Here is a 16,009-nt window from a genome sequence, read left to right as displayed (position 1 = left end):
CGAGCGTTAACGCACTTTTCTGCAATACTTTTGCAGCTGGCAATCGGACTTTCCTCCCTTCTATTCCATGAACTGCCGGTACCGGCGCTCGATTGCGAACAGGACCATGACGATCAGCAGGATGCAGCCGACCATCAAAGTCGCCGCCGCAGTCAGCTTCTGAATGTCCAGTGACATGAACATGTTGTTCATATAGTGCTGAAGCATGTATATACTGTCCTGCGGGTAATCCCCGGCGATCAAATACGTTTCACGGAATACTTTGAACGAGTTCATGATTGACATGATAATCACAAAGAACATCGTGGATGTCAGATAGACAAGCGTGATACTGCCAAACTGCCTTATACGGCCTGCCCCTTCAATTTGGGCGGTTTCGTAATAATCCTTCGGAATCTGCTGCAGTCCCGCCAGGAATAAAATCACGTTATAGCCAATGTTTTTCCATAAATAAACGGCTATGACGACATTTCGGGCCGCATCGGTCTTCATCCAATCCACGCGCTCAATTCCAAAATAGCTCAGCCAGGCGTTCAGGGAGCCGTTCCAGTCCAGCAGCATCTGCCAGACCAGAATGATCGAGGCGACCGGAACGACAAGCGGCAGCACATAGGCTGTCCGCAGCCATTTTCGCAGATATATATTTTGGTTGAGCAGCATCGCCAGCCCCAGCGACAGCGCAAGAATAAGCGGAACGCTGACCGCGCTAAAATAAAACGTATTGGATGCCGCCTTCCGGAAGGAATTGCTCGCCAGCAGCTCACGGTAATTATTCAATCCCGCATAATGACCGTCTACCGTACTGTCCATGAAAGAATAGAACACGCCCATAGCAAACGGAATCAGATAGAACAGCGCAAAGCCGACACCGCTCGGTGCGAGAAACAGCCATGCCGACATCGCATCCCTGCGAAGCCATCTCGCCATTTTGTTCATATTGAAATCATGCCAAAAACCCCACTTCATCATTTTCTTGTCCTCCTGCCCTTCATACGTTTAAGAATAGGGCAGACTGTTAAAGAAAGAAGTGGGGTAAAGGTTAAATTTTCATAAAATGGTTGGCATAGTAACTAATCGGTGATTTTAGTTGTATTGTGCTGCGGCAAACGGACTTCGAAGCAGGTACGGATTAAGCTGCTTTGAGCCGAAATGATGCCTTGATGCTGCGTGACGATATTCTTTGCAATGAACAAGCCAAGGCCTGTGCTTCCCTCATGGTGAGTCCGCGCTTCATCGCCGGTAAAAAACATATCGAAGATATGAGGCAGCTCTTGTGGAGGAATGGAATCACCATAATTAGCCACTTGAACCACTACATCCTCTGCCATAAGATTGCAATGAATATCGATAAATTGGCCATCCTTTCCATAACGGATGGCATTGGTCAGAAGATTCTCAAATACGCGCGCGAGCAGCTCCCCATCTCCCGAAACAGTCAAATGCGGAGTCACATTCAGTCGGGTGGTGAGATTATTTTTCTCAAAAACAGGGTATAATTCCTCATTTAATTGAATGATAAGCTCGCTCAGATCGATTGGCTTTTTATCAATGACCAGCTTGCCGTAATTCATTCGGGTGATTTCAAATAATTCGTCGATCAGTTTTTCCAAACGCTGGGACTTGTTAAAAGCAATGCTTGTGTAGTGTTTCATTTGCTCGGAAGTCAATTGATCATCCTGAAGAATGAAATCCAGATAACCTAGAACGGATGTCAGCGGCGTACGCAAATCATGAGCCAAATTCAAGACGAGCTGCTCCTTGCTATTTTCTGCAAAATCGCCTCTCTCCAGGGCCTGCTGCAATTTTTCGCTTGCCAGATTGATGTCCCGGGCTATATCCCCGAATTCATCTTTCGACGGAATATGGATACGATTGTTGAAATCTCCGCTAGCAAGCAGATTAATTCCGCTTGATATTTCGTGAAAATAGGCCGCATAGCGTTTGGTGAGTAGAAAGAAAAAATATATGGAGAGCGGAATAAATACGATCAGAAAAAAGTTTATATCTCCCATCTCTCTCATGAAGTACCGGACTTTAGTCAAGGGATTCTCGATTTTGGTCGTATAATAATAGAGCTGGAGCGCTTTATAGAGCGCATAAGTAATCGCAGCGGAAAGGATCATGCTTAACCCGAACAACTGGATCATTTTAAACCGGAAGCTTCGGATCATGTTAGCCATTGAATGTATATCCCACCCCCCAAACGGTTTTGATCAGTTTGTTTTTGTGCGTGTCCTCGCCAAGCTTTTTGCGCAGGGTACGAATATGTACCATGACTGTATTGCTGCCTTCATAGTAGGTTTCGCCCCACACCTGTTCAAAGATATTTTCCGAGCTGTAAACCTTCTTGGGGTAGCTGGCCAGCAGATACAAAATATCAAACTCTTTGGGAGTCAGTTCGACAGGCTTGCCATAGAGGGATACAGTGCGTTCCTCGGGATGGATGGTCAGCCCGCCCAGCTCCAAGACAACTTTATTCGATTGTGCTGCGTGATTGAACTGCGTGAACCGCCGGATCTGGGCATTCACACGGGCAACCAGTTCCATCGGATTGAACGGCTTGGTCACATAATCATCTGCTCCTCTTACCAGCCCCGCAATCTTATCGAGATCGCTCGCTTTGGCGCTTAAAAAAATAATGGGCAGATTGTGCTGCTCCCTAATTTGTCTCGTTACTTCATAACCATCCAGCTTAGGCATCATGATATCTAAAATAGCCAAGTCAATGGAATGCGATTGAATCGCGGTAATCGCTTCCTGTCCGTCAAATACTTTAATGCAGCGGTAACCTTCTTTTTCCAAATGCAGCTCAATCAGATCGGCGATCTCCGGCTCATCATCAGCTATCAGTATTGTGATCGACTTCATTCTTTCCACCTCTGTAAACATTAGTATGGCTATTATTGTAGCAGATTTATTCCTGGCGCGGCTTGCTTCCTATATGAATAGAGTCCTTTTGTGAAAACGCCTCAAGGGACTTCTGCTTGAAAAAAGCAAAAGTCCCCTTAAAGAATACAATGTTAGAGCCTTGAATTTCCGCGCGAGCTAAATGGGTCTATCTCCAGGCCGGATGACACTGGACGCAGCTGTTACAAGCTTAGCGCATAATTTGAAGGCCATGCAGCCAAGCAAGCCTCCGCTGGAATTGAGGATGAGATCATCGACGTCAAAGCTTCCAATAGCGAATAGGACCTGCGCGCTTTCCAGGCAAAGGCTTAAGCCTAGAGCAAGCAGGAACGCGCCTGTAAGCGAAAGCTTTTTGTTTGATAGTATGCCAAGAAAAACACCGAACGGCATGAATATGACGATATTCCCGACCAGGTTGATCAGATCGTGATCGGATAACACATAAATCGTCCGGGATATTTCATGAAATGGAATCAGATTGCCTTCATGCAATCTCCTGCTGATCAGATCAGGATTTTTCAGACTCATCTTGAGCTGCTGCCAGAGAAATGTCATGTCAACCACGCGAAACTTGAACAAGATGATTTTGAGTAATGCATACATATACACGGCAAGCAGTCCCAGTGTGAAAACATCGTTCAGCGTTCTCTTTTGTTTCATTTCCCATCCTCCCCTTCTCCCGGAATTTTGACCCCGTCAGGAATACAAGGTCACAATGACACCATCTATATTGTCGCCTGAAATCTCATAGCGCTCATTCGCCGGAATAGGAATGGTTGTGCTGCCGGAGACAGGATAGTAAGAAATTTGATAGCTTTGATGATCGATTGTCGTCGTGATAGTCTTCTGTTCTTTCAAGAAGTCCAAATATTCTTCCAGGACAAAATTTTTTTCCTTCATGATGGCGCTGTGCGGCAATCCAACATAGCGAAAATGCCAGGGCTCGTACAGAATGCCCGTGATTGCCGTTTTATCCTGCGGATAACGCAGGACAAAACCGTATTTCCATGCGTTTGCTTTCAACCACAATCCTTCAGGGGCCGAATTCATCTCCGCCTGCGTAGATCCGATATCAAGCGATAAACCCAGGTTATGTTCGCTGTAGCCTGCCGGAAGGGCATAGTCGGCACCCATTTGTTGATAGAGCTCTTCTTGTCTTTTTTCGTCCCGATAACCGCTGCTGATTAAAAAATGGTTAACCCCATCATTTTCGGCGAACTCCACCATGGTTGTAAATTTTTGCGCCAGGCTTGGCGACAGCTTAATGGTATTATCCAGCAAACCGAATCCGTTCAACAGTTCCTCATGCTGTGACAGATTGACCGCTTCGGCTGCTTCATCCCCGGACGGGACAGGATGGTCCTTATTGACAAGCAGCAAATTGCCTTTGTGAATCTGATCCTTTGCAACTTGAATGGTAAGCACATTCTTGACAGGAGTCGCCTCCGGAGCTTGATGGTCCTCTTCCGTTGACTTCTTGTCAATAACCTTCAGTTTGTGCTGGGCAAATCCAAAGTCCAGCAGCAAAAGTATAATAAGCCCAAAAATCCATTTCTTCATCATCCGTTTCCTCCTAACCCATCATCCACTTCAGGATAAAGAAAACTATTAAAAAAGAAATGGGGTTAAACTTAAAATTTTCATTAAACTTCTCGGCCGGCGGGGGTTCGGTCCCTGCATCACTTTCAATTTTTGCTATCTTATTACGGCTGTATTATCATAGGTTTGATGATTGCTTATAACTTACAGGAGGATGCAATAATCATGGGCAGAACCGCAACCGAAGTATACTGGGGAACTCTTGTACATCCTATTTTTCAAGACCGTCCGCTCTATCTGGCGGCGACGAGCCAGGGCTTATGCCTGATCACCCTGCCGAACGAATCATTCGATACACTAAGAGCATGGGTGGATAAAAAAATACCGGATGCTGTGCTGGTCGAAGATTCCGAACGGGTATCCGGGTACGTCCGCCAGCTGCAGGAATATCTCGAAGGGAGCCGGCAACAATTTACGCTCCCCTTCGACCTGCGCGGTACTGCATTCCAGGTCTCCGTCTGGCGGGCGTTAACCCAAATCCCTTACGGCCAAATCCGGAGCTATTCCGATATCGCCGAGACTGTCAGCAGTCCTAAAGCGGTTCGTGCGGTAGGTGCGGCGAATGGTGCCAATCCCATTCCCATCGTCATTCCATGCCATCGTGTCATCGGCAAAAATGCCGCGCTTACGGGTTTCAGGGGCGGCCTGCAGGTGAAAGAGGAATTGCTTCGGCTGGAGGGCTTTTATGACTATATCCACAAAGGACATGCACGCTTTCTCTTTTGACGGACAGGTTCGGGTGGGATGGCCGATGCAGGTCATGGTATGGAGAAGTCTTTTGGCTGCTGAATGGCTTGAGAGATTGCGGGCGTGTTACAATAAGTGGACGGATATTCAGATTTATTTCGAAGGTGGCTGCCGCTTTGCTCTATATGATTAAATTTCTGTACAGTTTTGTCCTTCCGCCCGGTTTATTTATTGTGGTCCTGCTGCTTCTCTGCTTCCGGATTTGGAAGCGGGACCGAAAGTCCGCAATCGTGCTGCTTTCCACTACACTTATATTGTATCTGCTTTCGACCGGCCTTGTTGGTGACGCCTTAATCCGTTCGCTGGAGAATCGTTATTCGCCTCCCGACCGGCTGCAAGGCGACGTTATTGTCGTACTCGGCGGAGGAGCGACAAGGGACACGCCGGATATCGACGGCCATGGGAACTTGTCCGGTTCGGCTGCCAACCGATTGCTGGCCGCGGCAAGACTGCATAATGAAACCGGACTTCCTATCATTTTCTCCGGTGGCCAGGTATTCAAGGACAGCGGCAATGAAGCGGATATCGCCAAACGCCAGCTCATCGGGCTAAACATACCTGCCAATCAAATCTCCATCGATAACCTTTCGTTAAATACCGAACAAAATGCCGCAAATGTCAAACTGATCCTGGATGAGCAGCATTTTGAGAATCCGGTTCTCGTTACCTCCGCTTTTCATATGGAAAGATCTGTCTTGAATTTCAAAAAATCCTCCATTGACGTCATCGCTTATCCTGTTGATTACTGGACCGCGCAGGAAGCGGCCATCTATGCGAATAAGCTGACGCCATCATCGGGAGGTCTCTCCAATACCGGCGTCGCATTAAAGGAATACCTGGGAATCGCTGCTTTAAGGTTCTGATCGTTGAGGCAAAATGAAAGAGAAATCCCCTTAAGCGATGCATGCCGTTGCTGTCAGCATGTCCTGCTCAAGGGGATTTTTTAGATTCATCGGGGCATTTAGAAAGCCATAGCCACAGCTCTGACGGGAGCTCCGCCGAAGCCCTGCAGCTTCAGAGGAAACGCGCATAAATACCAGCGTTCCTCGGTAAGAAGCTCCTCAGTCAGGTACAGCTCCTCAAGCGGCCAAATTTCATTTGACAACAATACCTCATGCGCAGGCCGCCCCTTACCTTCTCCCCAGCCTCCGATGCTGAGACCGTCAATACCGACTCCCTTGACGCCGCGAGATACGAGCCATTCGGCTCCCTCACCGCTAAGATAAGGCCACCGATGGTAATAATCTTCGTTATATCCACGCTTTAACCCCCAACCCGTGCAGAGAAGAACAATATCGCCTTCGCGGATGCGGTCGCTATAGAGCTCAAGATGACTGCTGCCGATTGGCGAATCGGCTTCAATGCCGAACAGGTTAATCGGTACCGCTTCACCCTGAAACTGTTCGACCGGAAACTGTTCAATCGTTTTTCCTTGCGGGTAGAAATGAAACGGTACATCAAGATGCGTGGCGGTATGTACATTCATATCCAGCCTTTCGGCTGTAAAGCCATCATTGGGACAAAGCGCTTCGTAATGGACCTCCACCATTCGGTAAGTCGGCCAGCCTGGACAGTTGTGATAGACTGGTTGGGATAAATCAACAACTTTCCTCGGGGTCGGCATTGGCATCTTTCAACCTCCTATTTGTACTTGAATATGATCAATATAAGCGCTTACAATACACAATAACAAGCTCAAAAAAATTATATCATACTACGAGAAATCCAACCGGAAAAAGAGAGCAATTGATAAAAAATGATCAATAGGTATTTTTGCTATGATATAAGAAACAGCCAATGGATATTCTGGCTTGGAATAATTCACAGCCATTGATCCTTGATGAAAGCTTTGTTCACGAAATTGAAAAGCTCAAAAACAGTTAACGGCAAGAACATATCCGTTGAGAGCGGAGTGAAAACCTGGCAGTTATTTTTACATCACGATCTTTTTGATGAACTGTGGTTATTCGTACATCCCGTAGTCGCTGCTCAAGGCGAAAGGCTGTTCGCGGATGCTGGAACAAGGTTCTCCCTGCACCTGAGCAGCACTAAAATATATAAGAATGGCGTTGTTGGGTTGCAGTACCAGAAGATATAAGGCTTTAAGAGCGGGGTCTGGCTGCCGCTCTTGACCGGTGAGGCACTTATAAACCGGCTATCCAATCGCATGCAGCGGAATGTTCACCATCGACATCGCCTGTTTCTTTTGTTCATCATTCACATGCGTGTAGATCATTGTCGTTTCAATGGATGAGTGTCCCAATAACTCTTTGACAACCCTGATATCGACCCCATTTCTAAGGAGCATCGTGGCAAAACTATGCCTTAATTTGTGGCATGAGAGTTTCATATCCGTCACTTTGGGATTCTTCTCTTTAAAGGCCGAGAAGGTTTGCCCCACAATTTTCTGGATCTGCCGTATGGAAAGCCTCTTCCCCTTTTGCGAAACAAAAAAAGCATCCTCCTTCGCGCTGTAAGGCGTGATTCTTTCCGCTTCTACCTCGATCAGATACGACAGCAAAACAGCAGGCACAGGGATTTCGTTCCATTTACGCCCTTTTCCGAATACTTCGATGGACTCCTTTCCTTTCTTGAAATCCTTGAGATTCAGCCGATGTACCTCGCCAACTCGAAGCCCGCAATAGCCCATCAGCAAAAAAATCGCAATATTCCTGCTTCGGTAACGCCCCCCAATATATTGGAGAGTCTCGACAAGCTCGTCTTCTTCGAGATACACGGGTTTCTTGTTTTTCTCCGTTTTTGATTTTTTCACCTCAAGAGCCGGATTGCGGTTAGCCATTTCGAAATCGATCAATGCCACATAAAAGGAGCGGATAGCCGATAATGTCCTGTTCCGTGTCCGGTCCCCGGTCGAATGCTGTTTGGCCACTAAAAATCCCACAACGTTCATTTTCCCCGCATCTTCTGCCGGAAGTCCTTCTAATGATTGAAGATAAGAATAGGCTTCTCTCAAATACTCTTTTTGCGTGGTATCCGTATAACCCGCCTGCTTCATCCATATAGAAAAACAATGAATCTGTTTCCCGTACATTTCTTCAAGCTCATAATCCCGCGGCAAATTTAATCCCCCTCTTAATCCCCCATGTAACCTCCGGTCCACAACATAAAGAATGTCCGCGGCGGCTTGTATATGTCTGTTTATTGGCTTCGATACATTCAAACACAGCATACTGTGTCCCCTCTTACGATTATAAAATCGTTTTAAACCGAAAGTGCGCCAAACATGTATTTTGCGCACTTATTATAGCATATATTTGTTCCCAAATGCGGTACAAAAAACATGGATTTGCCCTGAATCGTATGACCTCCGGATTATCACCGGCGTAAAACTTGACTAATAATTGTTTATAGTTATAATATAATGAACGGTCTGTCTTTTATGTGGCAACCAGCTTCAAACAGGAGGTGTTTACGATTAAAAAAGGTGAAAAATCAAAAAAACATATTATAGAACAATCCGCCATGTTGATGAACCAGCATGGATTTCTGGCTACTCCGCTTTCTGAAATTGTGGAAGCAACGGGAATGCAGAAAGGCGGAATCTATAACCACTTTAAAGACAAAGAGGAATTGGCTTTGCTTGCTTTTGATCAATGCTGCAGCGTGATTCAACAATATATAGAAGATGCGCTCCATTTGAAGACATCAGGGACGGACCGCATCATCGCCTTTATTGAAGCTTATAGTACATTTGGAGAGAACCCTACGATACCAGGGGGTTGTCCCATTATGAATGCAAGCATTGAAGCCGATGACGGACAATCCGTAAAACTGCTGGAAAGAGCGCAAGGCGCCATGCAGCATTTAATTCATTTCCTTAAGGATGAAATCACCGGCGGAATTGCGAACAAGGAATTCCGGGCTGATATAGACCCGCAAAAAACGGCAACTCTTATTATGAGTACTATTGAAGGCGGCATTCTTTTGAACAAATTATTTAACGACCGGTTTCATATTACAACGGTCCAAAATCATTTGAAGGATTATATAAAAAACGAGCTCAGCATAAATTGAAAATGGAGTTGCTGCAAATGATATATTACGATTCTACCCATGGACAGGTTTCCTGGAATGAAGAGCTTCAAGCAGTCGTCATGGAATGGAAAGGCTTTGCTCACGGCGAAGAGTTCCAAACGATTCTTATAAAGGGAATTGAATTATTGGAGCAGAAGAAAAGCGGCAAATTATTGATGGATTCCCGTAAAGGCTCCGCCATTAAAGCGGAGGATCAGGAGTGGGTCGCGCAGCAATTCGTGGCACGGGCTTATGGGGCTGGACTTCGATATCTCGCAATGCTTTTGCCTAAAAGCATGATTGCCAAGCTGAGTCTGGATCGAACAATAGATGGTCTGGGAGAGCTTCCGTATGAGCTTGTGAATTTCAGCGAGATGGAAGAAGCGGTTCAATGGCTGACCCAGCCGCATGCCAAATTTGTTTAGCATATCTATTCACCATTTCCCACTGCCCCATCGATATCCAATCGCCAGTTGTTACACTGCATGAAATTCCCTGGCGGGTATTCAAATTCGCACTGATGCATCAACGAAAAGCCGAGCTTCCGGCATACCGCGTTCGATGCCGGATTATTAACAGACGGGAACGCATGAATATACCTATGCTTATGTTCCTTGGCGGCACTGATAATGGCTTCTCTGACACCTGCCGTCGCTATACCTCTGCCTTGATAGGGCGGCAGAATGCTCCAGCCGATGTCATAGACGCTCTCTTCCTTCCACTTGCTGTCCCAGTACCCGACACTGCCGACAGCTTCAAGTTCTGGAAGCAAAACAATGCTGAACATCCGGCCTGTCCCTCGTCCGCCAATTTCAAGATACCGCTTGTGGCGAGAAAGGATCTGTTCGTCGGTTTCCGGACCTCCAAGATGTTCCATCATCTCCGGAGCATTAATAAGACGCAGCAAATCCAGATTGGAATCGGCCCAAGACTCTATCCGGACGAGTGATGGATTCATTTTCTCCGACATTTCTCTCACTCCTCTTATTTTGACTTCTGTTCCGGTCACATTCATGTCGCTCACCTATGTATTCAAGTTGTTACTTTTGCCTAATGATATCAAGAACATATGTTCCATGTCAATCAAGCCCCCTGATTTGGAGACTAATTATTTTGATTTCTTATTGCTTCAATTAAAAAAGGCACCGCATCGCTGCAAGCGCCCTTTCCTATTGCCACTTGTTTGAGTTTGTCATTCTTTATTAACCGCCAACGGCGTAGCGCAGCTGAACGACGCCATTGCCAAGCGGCTTGAAGTCCAGCAGCTCCACATCCTTGTACTGATAATGGTGTTGGTCTATCAAGAGGTTGAGCCCCTTTCCCTCAAGCACAGGCGCAAAATTGAATATGATCTCCCCAATAAGCCCTTGACCTAAAAATGCATTGTGCAGATCCGCGCCGCCCGCAAGGAGCGCAGTTTGGTAGCCCTTCTCCTGCAGGTAATCGAGTGCTTCCTGCGGGGACCCTACAACCTTGACACCGGGCAATTCATTCATGCTTGTTGAAACCACCACGATATCGATATCGGCAAAAGGACCGCCCCCTCCACCGCCGTTTCCACGCATGGCCTCGAACGTTCGGCGTCCGACGATGAAGTTGCCGGCAGCTATGGCTTGGGCCGCAAAATCGTCGAACGCTTCCTTTTTTGGCGGATGCTCGGCACTGGACTGGGCGTAGTTTCCATTGGCAGTCAATGCTGCCCAAAGAATTGTTTTCATAGTTAATTCCTCCCATTTTCATTCATAACATTGATAGTTTACAAAATTACACATTTATCAATTCCGGGGACGTTCTCTCAAGGACACTTCGAATCGAAGCCGCAACCCGATCCGGCCGGTCCTCCTGCACATAGTGCGAGGCATCAGTCAGGGATTCAGATATGTTCAATTTAAGAAATTTTTGCCATTTTGCCATTTCTTCAAGCGGAAAGCCGGCGCTGTCTTTCGTACCCCAGAGAATTTGTGCCGGTAAATCAGACAGCATTGACAGTCCCGATTCGATTTCCGCAAGCCACGACCGCGCTTTTCGTATCTGCCTTGGGAAAACCCATGTCGGCTTCCTTGATTCCGGAGTCGGAAACGGATCGGTATAGGCCTTTCTCAAGCTTTCCGTGATTTTTTCCGAATGGAAAATTCCGTGCGGAACAATCCTTTTGGCGAAGAAGTTCCGCCTTGTCTGCAGCCAGTATCCAATGGGCCATCCTCCCATCGCCAACGAGAAAATCTTCATCGCAGGCAGCGCCGCAGGCCAGGCCCAGGTATTCATGACAACGATGCCCCGCAGATTGTCCCGGTTCCGAACGGCATAATTCAATCCGATCGGTCCTCCCCAGTCCTGGACCACCAGAATCATATTTTTGAGATCCAAGAACCGGATTAATTCCATGACCGCATCGGAATGCTCCTGCGGCGTGAAGCCGTACCGCGAAGGCGCTTTGGACATACCCATTCCGGGGTAATCCGGAGCGATCAGGCGGCATTCTCTGCTGAGCTCCTTAATGACATTGCGATAGAGATAAGACCATGTAGGATTTCCGTGCAGGAGAAGAACTACCGGCCCTTGTCCTTCGTCAATATAATGAATGTGTCCGTCACGGTAAGGCAGCCAATGGTCCTTGAATGGGTATTCCGACGAATCCACTTCAAAAGGTCTTTTCATATGTATCGCCTCCAATCCCTGCTTGCTTCATTTTATTGAGGCTTCAATTTAATGTATCCCCCTGCAACAAGAGTAGTGGATTACGGAACATTTGAAAAGTAGTTACATTAAGGTGCAATAGTTTCACAAAATGAACGATAGAGAAACATTGACCAAGATGAACCAGCTGTCGCCGTTCTTAGGCGGTGCAGCAAGTTTCTTCCCTCAGACCTTATAGAAATGGATAAATGTGAAACTTATATATTCTATAAGGTTAAAAAAACCGCCAAATTGAATTGGCGGTTCCTCTATGTCTTACTATAATAAGACTTGCACAGACATTCATGTTTTCACTTCTTTCTTTTCTCTCCCCCATGGTATCTGAAAAAAATGCTGGAAGGCGTTTGAACGATAACTTTTTGCTCATCGGTCAGCAAATCCAGCAGCTCCTGCGGTCTTTCGAAAGCTCTCCACGAAATCATGGCAGGGGCATATTTATATAATACGGATCGGCGTTCATGCGAGCCCTGCCAAGGGAAGGTTCCATGAGTCAGCGCCTCCGTGAATATCAGTACATCCCCCGCTTTCTGCTCAATATGTACGGTGGCTCCGATATCCGAATAGTCCCTGTACGAGTCTGGCACGCGATAATTGGCTTTATGACTTCCGGGGATACAGCAGAATCCGCCGTCATCCGGTCCGATATCTGTCAAGGCGTAAGATACTACAGTCAGGCCGTTGAACATTTCTCCGTCTTTAAAAACATAAAACTGCCCCGGATCGTACGGGGCTCCTCCTCCGTGAAGTCCCAGAGGGGGATGGCCTTTCCGCTGGATAAGGGTATATTCGTGATCCAGCCGGTATTCCTGCTTCAGCAGCTCCGTTAGATATGGCATTATTTTGGGATCATCTATCAGATCGCGAAAATCGCTCTCTTCCCAGAGCATAAAGTTTTTCAGCCGCTCCTTACCCTGTTCCATATTCGCATCGATGGCGCTGTTTAACGAAGCAAGCTGCTCCTTGGTCAAAACATTCTTGACCACGATGTATCCCTGTACGTCAAATAAATATTTTTCTTTTTCATTCATCCTGATTCCCTCCGAATTCTTCTGATTTTTGGACATGCGCCTGGCTGCGTCCAATCAAAGAAAGGTATGAGCAGACGCAAGCAGCGTCTTACCCATACCAGATTTTATGCGTTTTCAATCGAAATAGACGGGCTTCCCGGTTTCTGCGGAAATATATACGGCTTCCAGGATGGCCGATACCACCATCGCCTCTTCCGGCTTAACAAGAGGCTCCGTATCATTTACGATACTGCTGATCCACTGCCTGGCTTCATACTCGAAATCAGTCAGTTTCTCTCCTCTGAAATGCTCCCTTACGTTCGGATCAACGTCTATGACATTTAAATATAAGCTGCCGTCCCTCTCGCCGTTAATACGCAGGCCGTCATTAAAATCAGCGCCGCCCTTGGTGCCGCATAAATACGAGCCGTCTGACTTGGCAATGTTCAGTGCCCAGCTGGTCTCAATCGCAACCACCGCGCCATTTTTGAATTTGACATAACCAAAGGCCGAATCCTCCACTTCAAACTGCTGCGGATCCCAGGAGCCCCATTCGTTGGCTGCGTTTTCTGTATCCTTTAATTTATGGAACACGCTTCCGACCACGCTCTGCGGTTCATAGTTGTTCATCAGCCAGAGGATAAGATCGAGCGAATGGGTTCCGATGTCGATCATTGGACCCCCGCCCTGTTTCTCCTTATCCAGAAAGACACCCCAGGTGGGAACGCCTCTGCGTCTGGTGGCAACCGCTTTGGCGTAATAGATTTCGCCCAGCTCATCGTTTTCAATCATTTTCTTGAGCAGCTGAGACCGCGCCTTGCTGCGGTTCTGATAGCCGACCGTCAGCTTTTTCCCGGTACGCAAATGAGCCTCGTACATCGCTTTCGCTTCGGCGCCGGTCTTCGCCATCGGTTTCTCGCACATGACATGCTTCCCCGCCTCCAGCGCATCGATTGAAATGACGGCATGCGAAATATTAGGCGTCAGCACATGGATCACTTCAATCTCTTTCATCGCGAGCAGCTCTTTGTAATCGGTAAACACCTTCGCTCCTGGAACGCCATACTTCTCCGCGCCTGCGCGGGCTCTTTCCTCGATCAGATCGCAGAACGCGACCATCTCCACATTGTCTACCTTGGCCAGGCTTGGCATATGCTTGCCATTAGCGATCATTCCGACTCCTATTATTCCTACTTTAACAGTCCGCATCCGATCAGATCCCTCCCGGCTGCTTGAATTCCACCGTTCTTTTCTCACTGTGCGCAATATAAGCCGTTTCCAGCAGTTCTGTCAGCTTCGTTCCATCCTCCAGCCCGAACGGCATCGGTTTATCGTGGAGAATCCCGTCCACCCACTGAATCAGCGGAAGCGGCTGCTCCGCTGGAAGCTTGCGGGGGGAAACCCACCCCTGCAGCGGAGAATCCGTATGCTTGGAGGCAAATCTGACATGATCACCGGAGATGATCAAGGTCCCTTCGGTACCGTACAGCTCGAATGCTGCCGGCGTCAGGTAGGTGACAAGACTTGTCTCCAGCAGCGCAACCGCATTATTCATAAATTCAACCGAGCATTGGGCATTATCTTCAACGGCGCGTCCTGTGAAATAATTAAACATGGAGGTGATGCGTTTCGGTCTGCCCAGAAGCCAGCTTGCCAGATACATCGGGTGGCAGCCGAGATCCATCATCGCTCCCCCGCCCGCCTGTTTCTCGTCGTACCAGTACTCGGGCAGCCAATTATTTAACGCGCCGTCGTGACCGTTGCGGATGCGCAGGAGTGTGACAGCGCCAAGCAGGCCATCGTCCACGAGCTGCTTGGCGAACAAATGATGCGGCCTTGTACGGGCGGGAAACGAGATACAGAACTTGACGCCCGCCCGCTGTACCGCGGCAGATATTTTATCGCACTCCGCAACGGTCAATGCCATCGATTTCTCCGTGAAGATATGCTTTCCCGCATGGGCGGCGGCAATCATCACTTCGGCATGCATGCTGGTAGGGGCATCGATGACGACGGCATCCACATCATCCCTCCGCAGCAGCGTATCCAGATCCGGCTCGAAATCAGCCCCCAGCTCCCCTGCCCAGGCACGTCCCCTGTCCTTGTTCTCATCCCATACCGACGTAATGGTGACGCTTCCATGAGACTGCAGATGTTTGGCGTAACCTTCGGCATGAACATGCCACTTGCTAATCATTGCGACATTAAGCATTTGTCATCCCTCCTTATCCGGACTATGAAACGGCAGTGCGGCGTATCCTCCGCCGAATGGCGCGTCAGGCCTTGTGTAATCCCCCATTAAGGCGCGGCGCATTGGCGTTGTTCTTGCCATGAATTCGCTGTTGTTCTCCATGCGGTCGGACGGCTTCACCCATGGCGGCGAATAGATGTAGTGCATGGTATAGCGGTCATAGTCCTCATTGTGCTCGTAGGTCCGGTGCCAGACAGCGTTATGAAACACAAGCACGGAACCGGCCGTCGCACAAATGACATGGCCGATCGGCGTATCCCCCTTCTGCTCGCGGATCGATGCGGGAAGCGGCACGGCGCTCCGGTGGCTGCCCGGAACCAGCTCCATATTTCCCATTCCCGGTTTGGTCTGATCGGTCAGCAGGTAAGAGGCTCTCAGCTGCAGCAGCGGAATCGGATGGCTTAACTGATTAAAGTTGTAGGCGCCCGATCCGTCCTGATGCCAGCCGCCCATGACGCCTCTCGCCGGCTGCCTCGTGTTCCAGCCGGATTGGACGATAAACTTGTCGCCGTATATGCCTCTGATCTTAGGCAGCACCGCCGCATGATCCATCAGTCCTTCGAGCGCCGGTTCCGTTTCATACCCGCGGCCGACCTGACCGAAGGCAGGCGTCCCGGCTGCTTTATGAACTCTCTCCGACGCCTCCAGGCATTGCCGGACCTCCTCCCTTGACAGCACATCGGGAATAATAAAATAGCCCCATGATTCAAATATAAATTTGTCATGATCCGTATAAGCCCCTGCGGACACAACCGGATTTAACATA

Annotated in this window: 19 protein-coding genes; 5 read left to right on the top strand and 14 right to left on the bottom strand. The window is 48.2% G+C overall.

The window, feature by feature from the left end; genetic code table 11:
• Positions 1-60 precede the first annotated feature (60 nt).
• The 5 genes from AC0YNV_RS07410 to AC0YNV_RS07390 form a co-directional block, all read right to left on the bottom strand.
• The gene (locus tag AC0YNV_RS07410; RefSeq protein WP_475767335.1) at positions 61-927 is read right to left on the bottom strand and encodes a carbohydrate ABC transporter permease; all 867 of its coding nucleotides are present in this window, start codon (positions 925-927) and stop codon (positions 61-63) included.
• Between the two features lie 143 nt (positions 928-1,070).
• Positions 1,071-2,180 (bottom strand): sensor histidine kinase, encoded by a 1,110-nt coding sequence (locus AC0YNV_RS07405; RefSeq protein ID WP_475767078.1) that lies wholly within the window; start codon positions 2,178-2,180, stop codon positions 1,071-1,073.
• Positions 2,173-2,868: a response regulator transcription factor gene (locus tag AC0YNV_RS07400; RefSeq protein WP_210040130.1), complete on the bottom strand. Its 696-nt coding sequence runs from the start codon at positions 2,866-2,868 to the stop codon at positions 2,173-2,175. The genes AC0YNV_RS07405 and AC0YNV_RS07400 overlap by 8 nt, the downstream gene beginning before the upstream one ends.
• Before the next feature lie 177 nt (positions 2,869-3,045).
• Positions 3,046-3,567, bottom strand: coding sequence for a VanZ family protein (locus AC0YNV_RS07395; RefSeq protein ID WP_475767076.1), 522 nt, complete (start codon positions 3,565-3,567; stop codon positions 3,046-3,048).
• Between the two features lie 36 nt (positions 3,568-3,603).
• Positions 3,604-4,467 (bottom strand): M15 family metallopeptidase, encoded by an 864-nt coding sequence (locus AC0YNV_RS07390; protein WP_475767333.1) that lies wholly within the window; start codon positions 4,465-4,467, stop codon positions 3,604-3,606.
• A gap of 204 nt (positions 4,468-4,671) precedes the next feature.
• Here AC0YNV_RS07390 and AC0YNV_RS07385 point away from each other — a divergent pair, with 204 nt between their 5' ends.
• Both AC0YNV_RS07385 and AC0YNV_RS07380 read left to right on the top strand, forming a co-directional pair.
• On the top strand, positions 4,672-5,232 hold the full coding sequence (locus AC0YNV_RS07385) for a methylated-DNA--[protein]-cysteine S-methyltransferase (protein WP_475767074.1): 561 nt from the start codon (positions 4,672-4,674) through the stop codon (positions 5,230-5,232).
• Between the two features lie 137 nt (positions 5,233-5,369).
• Complete coding sequence (locus tag AC0YNV_RS07380; protein WP_475767073.1) at positions 5,370-6,116, top strand: YdcF family protein; 747 nt, start codon at positions 5,370-5,372, stop codon at positions 6,114-6,116.
• Positions 6,117-6,214: 98 nt separating this feature from the next.
• On the opposite strand, the gene AC0YNV_RS07375 is transcribed toward AC0YNV_RS07380, so the two are convergent.
• Positions 6,215-6,883, bottom strand: a complete 669-nt coding sequence (locus tag AC0YNV_RS07375; protein ID WP_475767071.1) for a cyclase family protein — start codon at positions 6,881-6,883, stop codon at positions 6,215-6,217.
• A gap of 210 nt (positions 6,884-7,093) precedes the next feature.
• Between AC0YNV_RS07375 and AC0YNV_RS07370 the strand changes: the two genes are divergently transcribed.
• The gene (locus AC0YNV_RS07370; RefSeq protein WP_475767331.1) at positions 7,094-7,351 is read left to right on the top strand and encodes a dihydrofolate reductase family protein; all 258 of its coding nucleotides are present in this window, start codon (positions 7,094-7,096) and stop codon (positions 7,349-7,351) included.
• Between the two features lie 57 nt (positions 7,352-7,408).
• On the opposite strand, the gene AC0YNV_RS07365 is transcribed toward AC0YNV_RS07370, so the two are convergent.
• Entirely contained in the window at positions 7,409-8,332 is a 924-nt protein-coding gene (locus AC0YNV_RS07365) for a tyrosine-type recombinase/integrase (protein WP_475767069.1), read from the bottom strand.
• Positions 8,333-8,655: 323 nt separating this feature from the next.
• Between AC0YNV_RS07365 and AC0YNV_RS07360 the strand changes: the two genes are divergently transcribed.
• Entirely contained in the window at positions 8,656-9,288 is a 633-nt protein-coding gene (locus AC0YNV_RS07360) for a TetR/AcrR family transcriptional regulator (RefSeq protein ID WP_475767067.1), read from the top strand.
• 17 nt (positions 9,289-9,305) lie between these two features.
• Complete coding sequence (locus AC0YNV_RS07355) at positions 9,306-9,713, top strand: hypothetical protein (RefSeq protein ID WP_475767065.1); 408 nt, start codon at positions 9,306-9,308, stop codon at positions 9,711-9,713.
• A 5-nt stretch (positions 9,714-9,718) separates the two neighbouring features.
• On the opposite strand, the gene AC0YNV_RS07350 is transcribed toward AC0YNV_RS07355, so the two are convergent.
• From AC0YNV_RS07350 to AC0YNV_RS07320, 7 genes are all read right to left on the bottom strand, one after another.
• The gene (locus tag AC0YNV_RS07350; protein ID WP_475767063.1) at positions 9,719-10,258 is read right to left on the bottom strand and encodes a GNAT family N-acetyltransferase; all 540 of its coding nucleotides are present in this window, start codon (positions 10,256-10,258) and stop codon (positions 9,719-9,721) included.
• 232 nt (positions 10,259-10,490) lie between these two features.
• Positions 10,491-11,006, bottom strand: a complete 516-nt coding sequence (locus AC0YNV_RS07345; RefSeq protein ID WP_475767061.1) for a dihydrofolate reductase family protein — start codon at positions 11,004-11,006, stop codon at positions 10,491-10,493.
• A 46-nt stretch (positions 11,007-11,052) separates the two neighbouring features.
• Positions 11,053-11,946, bottom strand: coding sequence for an alpha/beta fold hydrolase (locus AC0YNV_RS07340; protein ID WP_475767060.1), 894 nt, complete (start codon positions 11,944-11,946; stop codon positions 11,053-11,055).
• Between the two features lie 329 nt (positions 11,947-12,275).
• Complete coding sequence (locus AC0YNV_RS07335) at positions 12,276-13,013, bottom strand: phytanoyl-CoA dioxygenase family protein (RefSeq protein ID WP_475767058.1); 738 nt, start codon at positions 13,011-13,013, stop codon at positions 12,276-12,278.
• Between the two features lie 114 nt (positions 13,014-13,127).
• Positions 13,128-14,201, bottom strand: coding sequence for a Gfo/Idh/MocA family protein (locus AC0YNV_RS07330; protein ID WP_475767057.1), 1,074 nt, complete (start codon positions 14,199-14,201; stop codon positions 13,128-13,130).
• Positions 14,202-14,205: 4 nt separating this feature from the next.
• Entirely contained in the window at positions 14,206-15,204 is a 999-nt protein-coding gene (locus AC0YNV_RS07325) for a Gfo/Idh/MocA family protein (RefSeq protein WP_475767055.1), read from the bottom strand.
• Between the two features lie 3 nt (positions 15,205-15,207).
• Positions 15,208-16,008, bottom strand: coding sequence for a phytanoyl-CoA dioxygenase family protein (locus AC0YNV_RS07320; protein WP_475767053.1), 801 nt, complete (start codon positions 16,006-16,008; stop codon positions 15,208-15,210).
• Between the last annotated feature and the right edge of the window lies 1 nt (position 16,009).

Source organism: Paenibacillus sp. JT31N11 (assembly GCF_056269285.1).
Note: the sequence above shows the minus strand (reverse complement) of the source record. Positions and strands in the feature narration are given on the sequence as shown.

Coding starts and splice junctions, on each gene's coding strand:
- AC0YNV_RS07320 (WP_475767053.1), bottom strand. CDS start 16,008: ATGTTAAATCCGGTTGTGTCCGCAGGGGCTTATACGGATCATGACAAA.
- AC0YNV_RS07345 (WP_475767061.1), bottom strand. CDS start 11,006: ATGAAAACAATTCTTTGGGCAGCATTGACTGCCAATGGAAACTACGCC.
- AC0YNV_RS07335 (WP_475767058.1), bottom strand. CDS start 13,013: ATGAATGAAAAAGAAAAATATTTATTTGACGTACAGGGATACATCGTG.
- AC0YNV_RS07370 (WP_475767331.1), top strand. CDS start 7,094: ATGAAAGCTTTGTTCACGAAATTGAAAAGCTCAAAAACAGTTAACGGC.
- AC0YNV_RS07330 (WP_475767057.1), bottom strand. CDS start 14,201: ATGCGGACTGTTAAAGTAGGAATAATAGGAGTCGGAATGATCGCTAAT.
- AC0YNV_RS07405 (WP_475767078.1), bottom strand. CDS start 2,180: ATGGCTAACATGATCCGAAGCTTCCGGTTTAAAATGATCCAGTTGTTC.
- AC0YNV_RS07400 (WP_210040130.1), bottom strand. CDS start 2,868: ATGAAGTCGATCACAATACTGATAGCTGATGATGAGCCGGAGATCGCC.
- AC0YNV_RS07410 (WP_475767335.1), bottom strand. CDS start 927: ATGGCGAGATGGCTTCGCAGGGATGCGATGTCGGCATGGCTGTTTCTC.
- AC0YNV_RS07325 (WP_475767055.1), bottom strand. CDS start 15,204: ATGCTTAATGTCGCAATGATTAGCAAGTGGCATGTTCATGCCGAAGGT.
- AC0YNV_RS07355 (WP_475767065.1), top strand. CDS start 9,306: ATGATATATTACGATTCTACCCATGGACAGGTTTCCTGGAATGAAGAG.
- AC0YNV_RS07350 (WP_475767063.1), bottom strand. CDS start 10,258: ATGTCGGAGAAAATGAATCCATCACTCGTCCGGATAGAGTCTTGGGCC.
- AC0YNV_RS07340 (WP_475767060.1), bottom strand. CDS start 11,946: ATGAAAAGACCTTTTGAAGTGGATTCGTCGGAATACCCATTCAAGGAC.
- AC0YNV_RS07395 (WP_475767076.1), bottom strand. CDS start 3,567: ATGAAACAAAAGAGAACGCTGAACGATGTTTTCACACTGGGACTGCTT.
- AC0YNV_RS07385 (WP_475767074.1), top strand. CDS start 4,672: ATGGGCAGAACCGCAACCGAAGTATACTGGGGAACTCTTGTACATCCT.
- AC0YNV_RS07375 (WP_475767071.1), bottom strand. CDS start 6,883: ATGCCAATGCCGACCCCGAGGAAAGTTGTTGATTTATCCCAACCAGTC.
- AC0YNV_RS07390 (WP_475767333.1), bottom strand. CDS start 4,467: ATGAAGAAATGGATTTTTGGGCTTATTATACTTTTGCTGCTGGACTTT.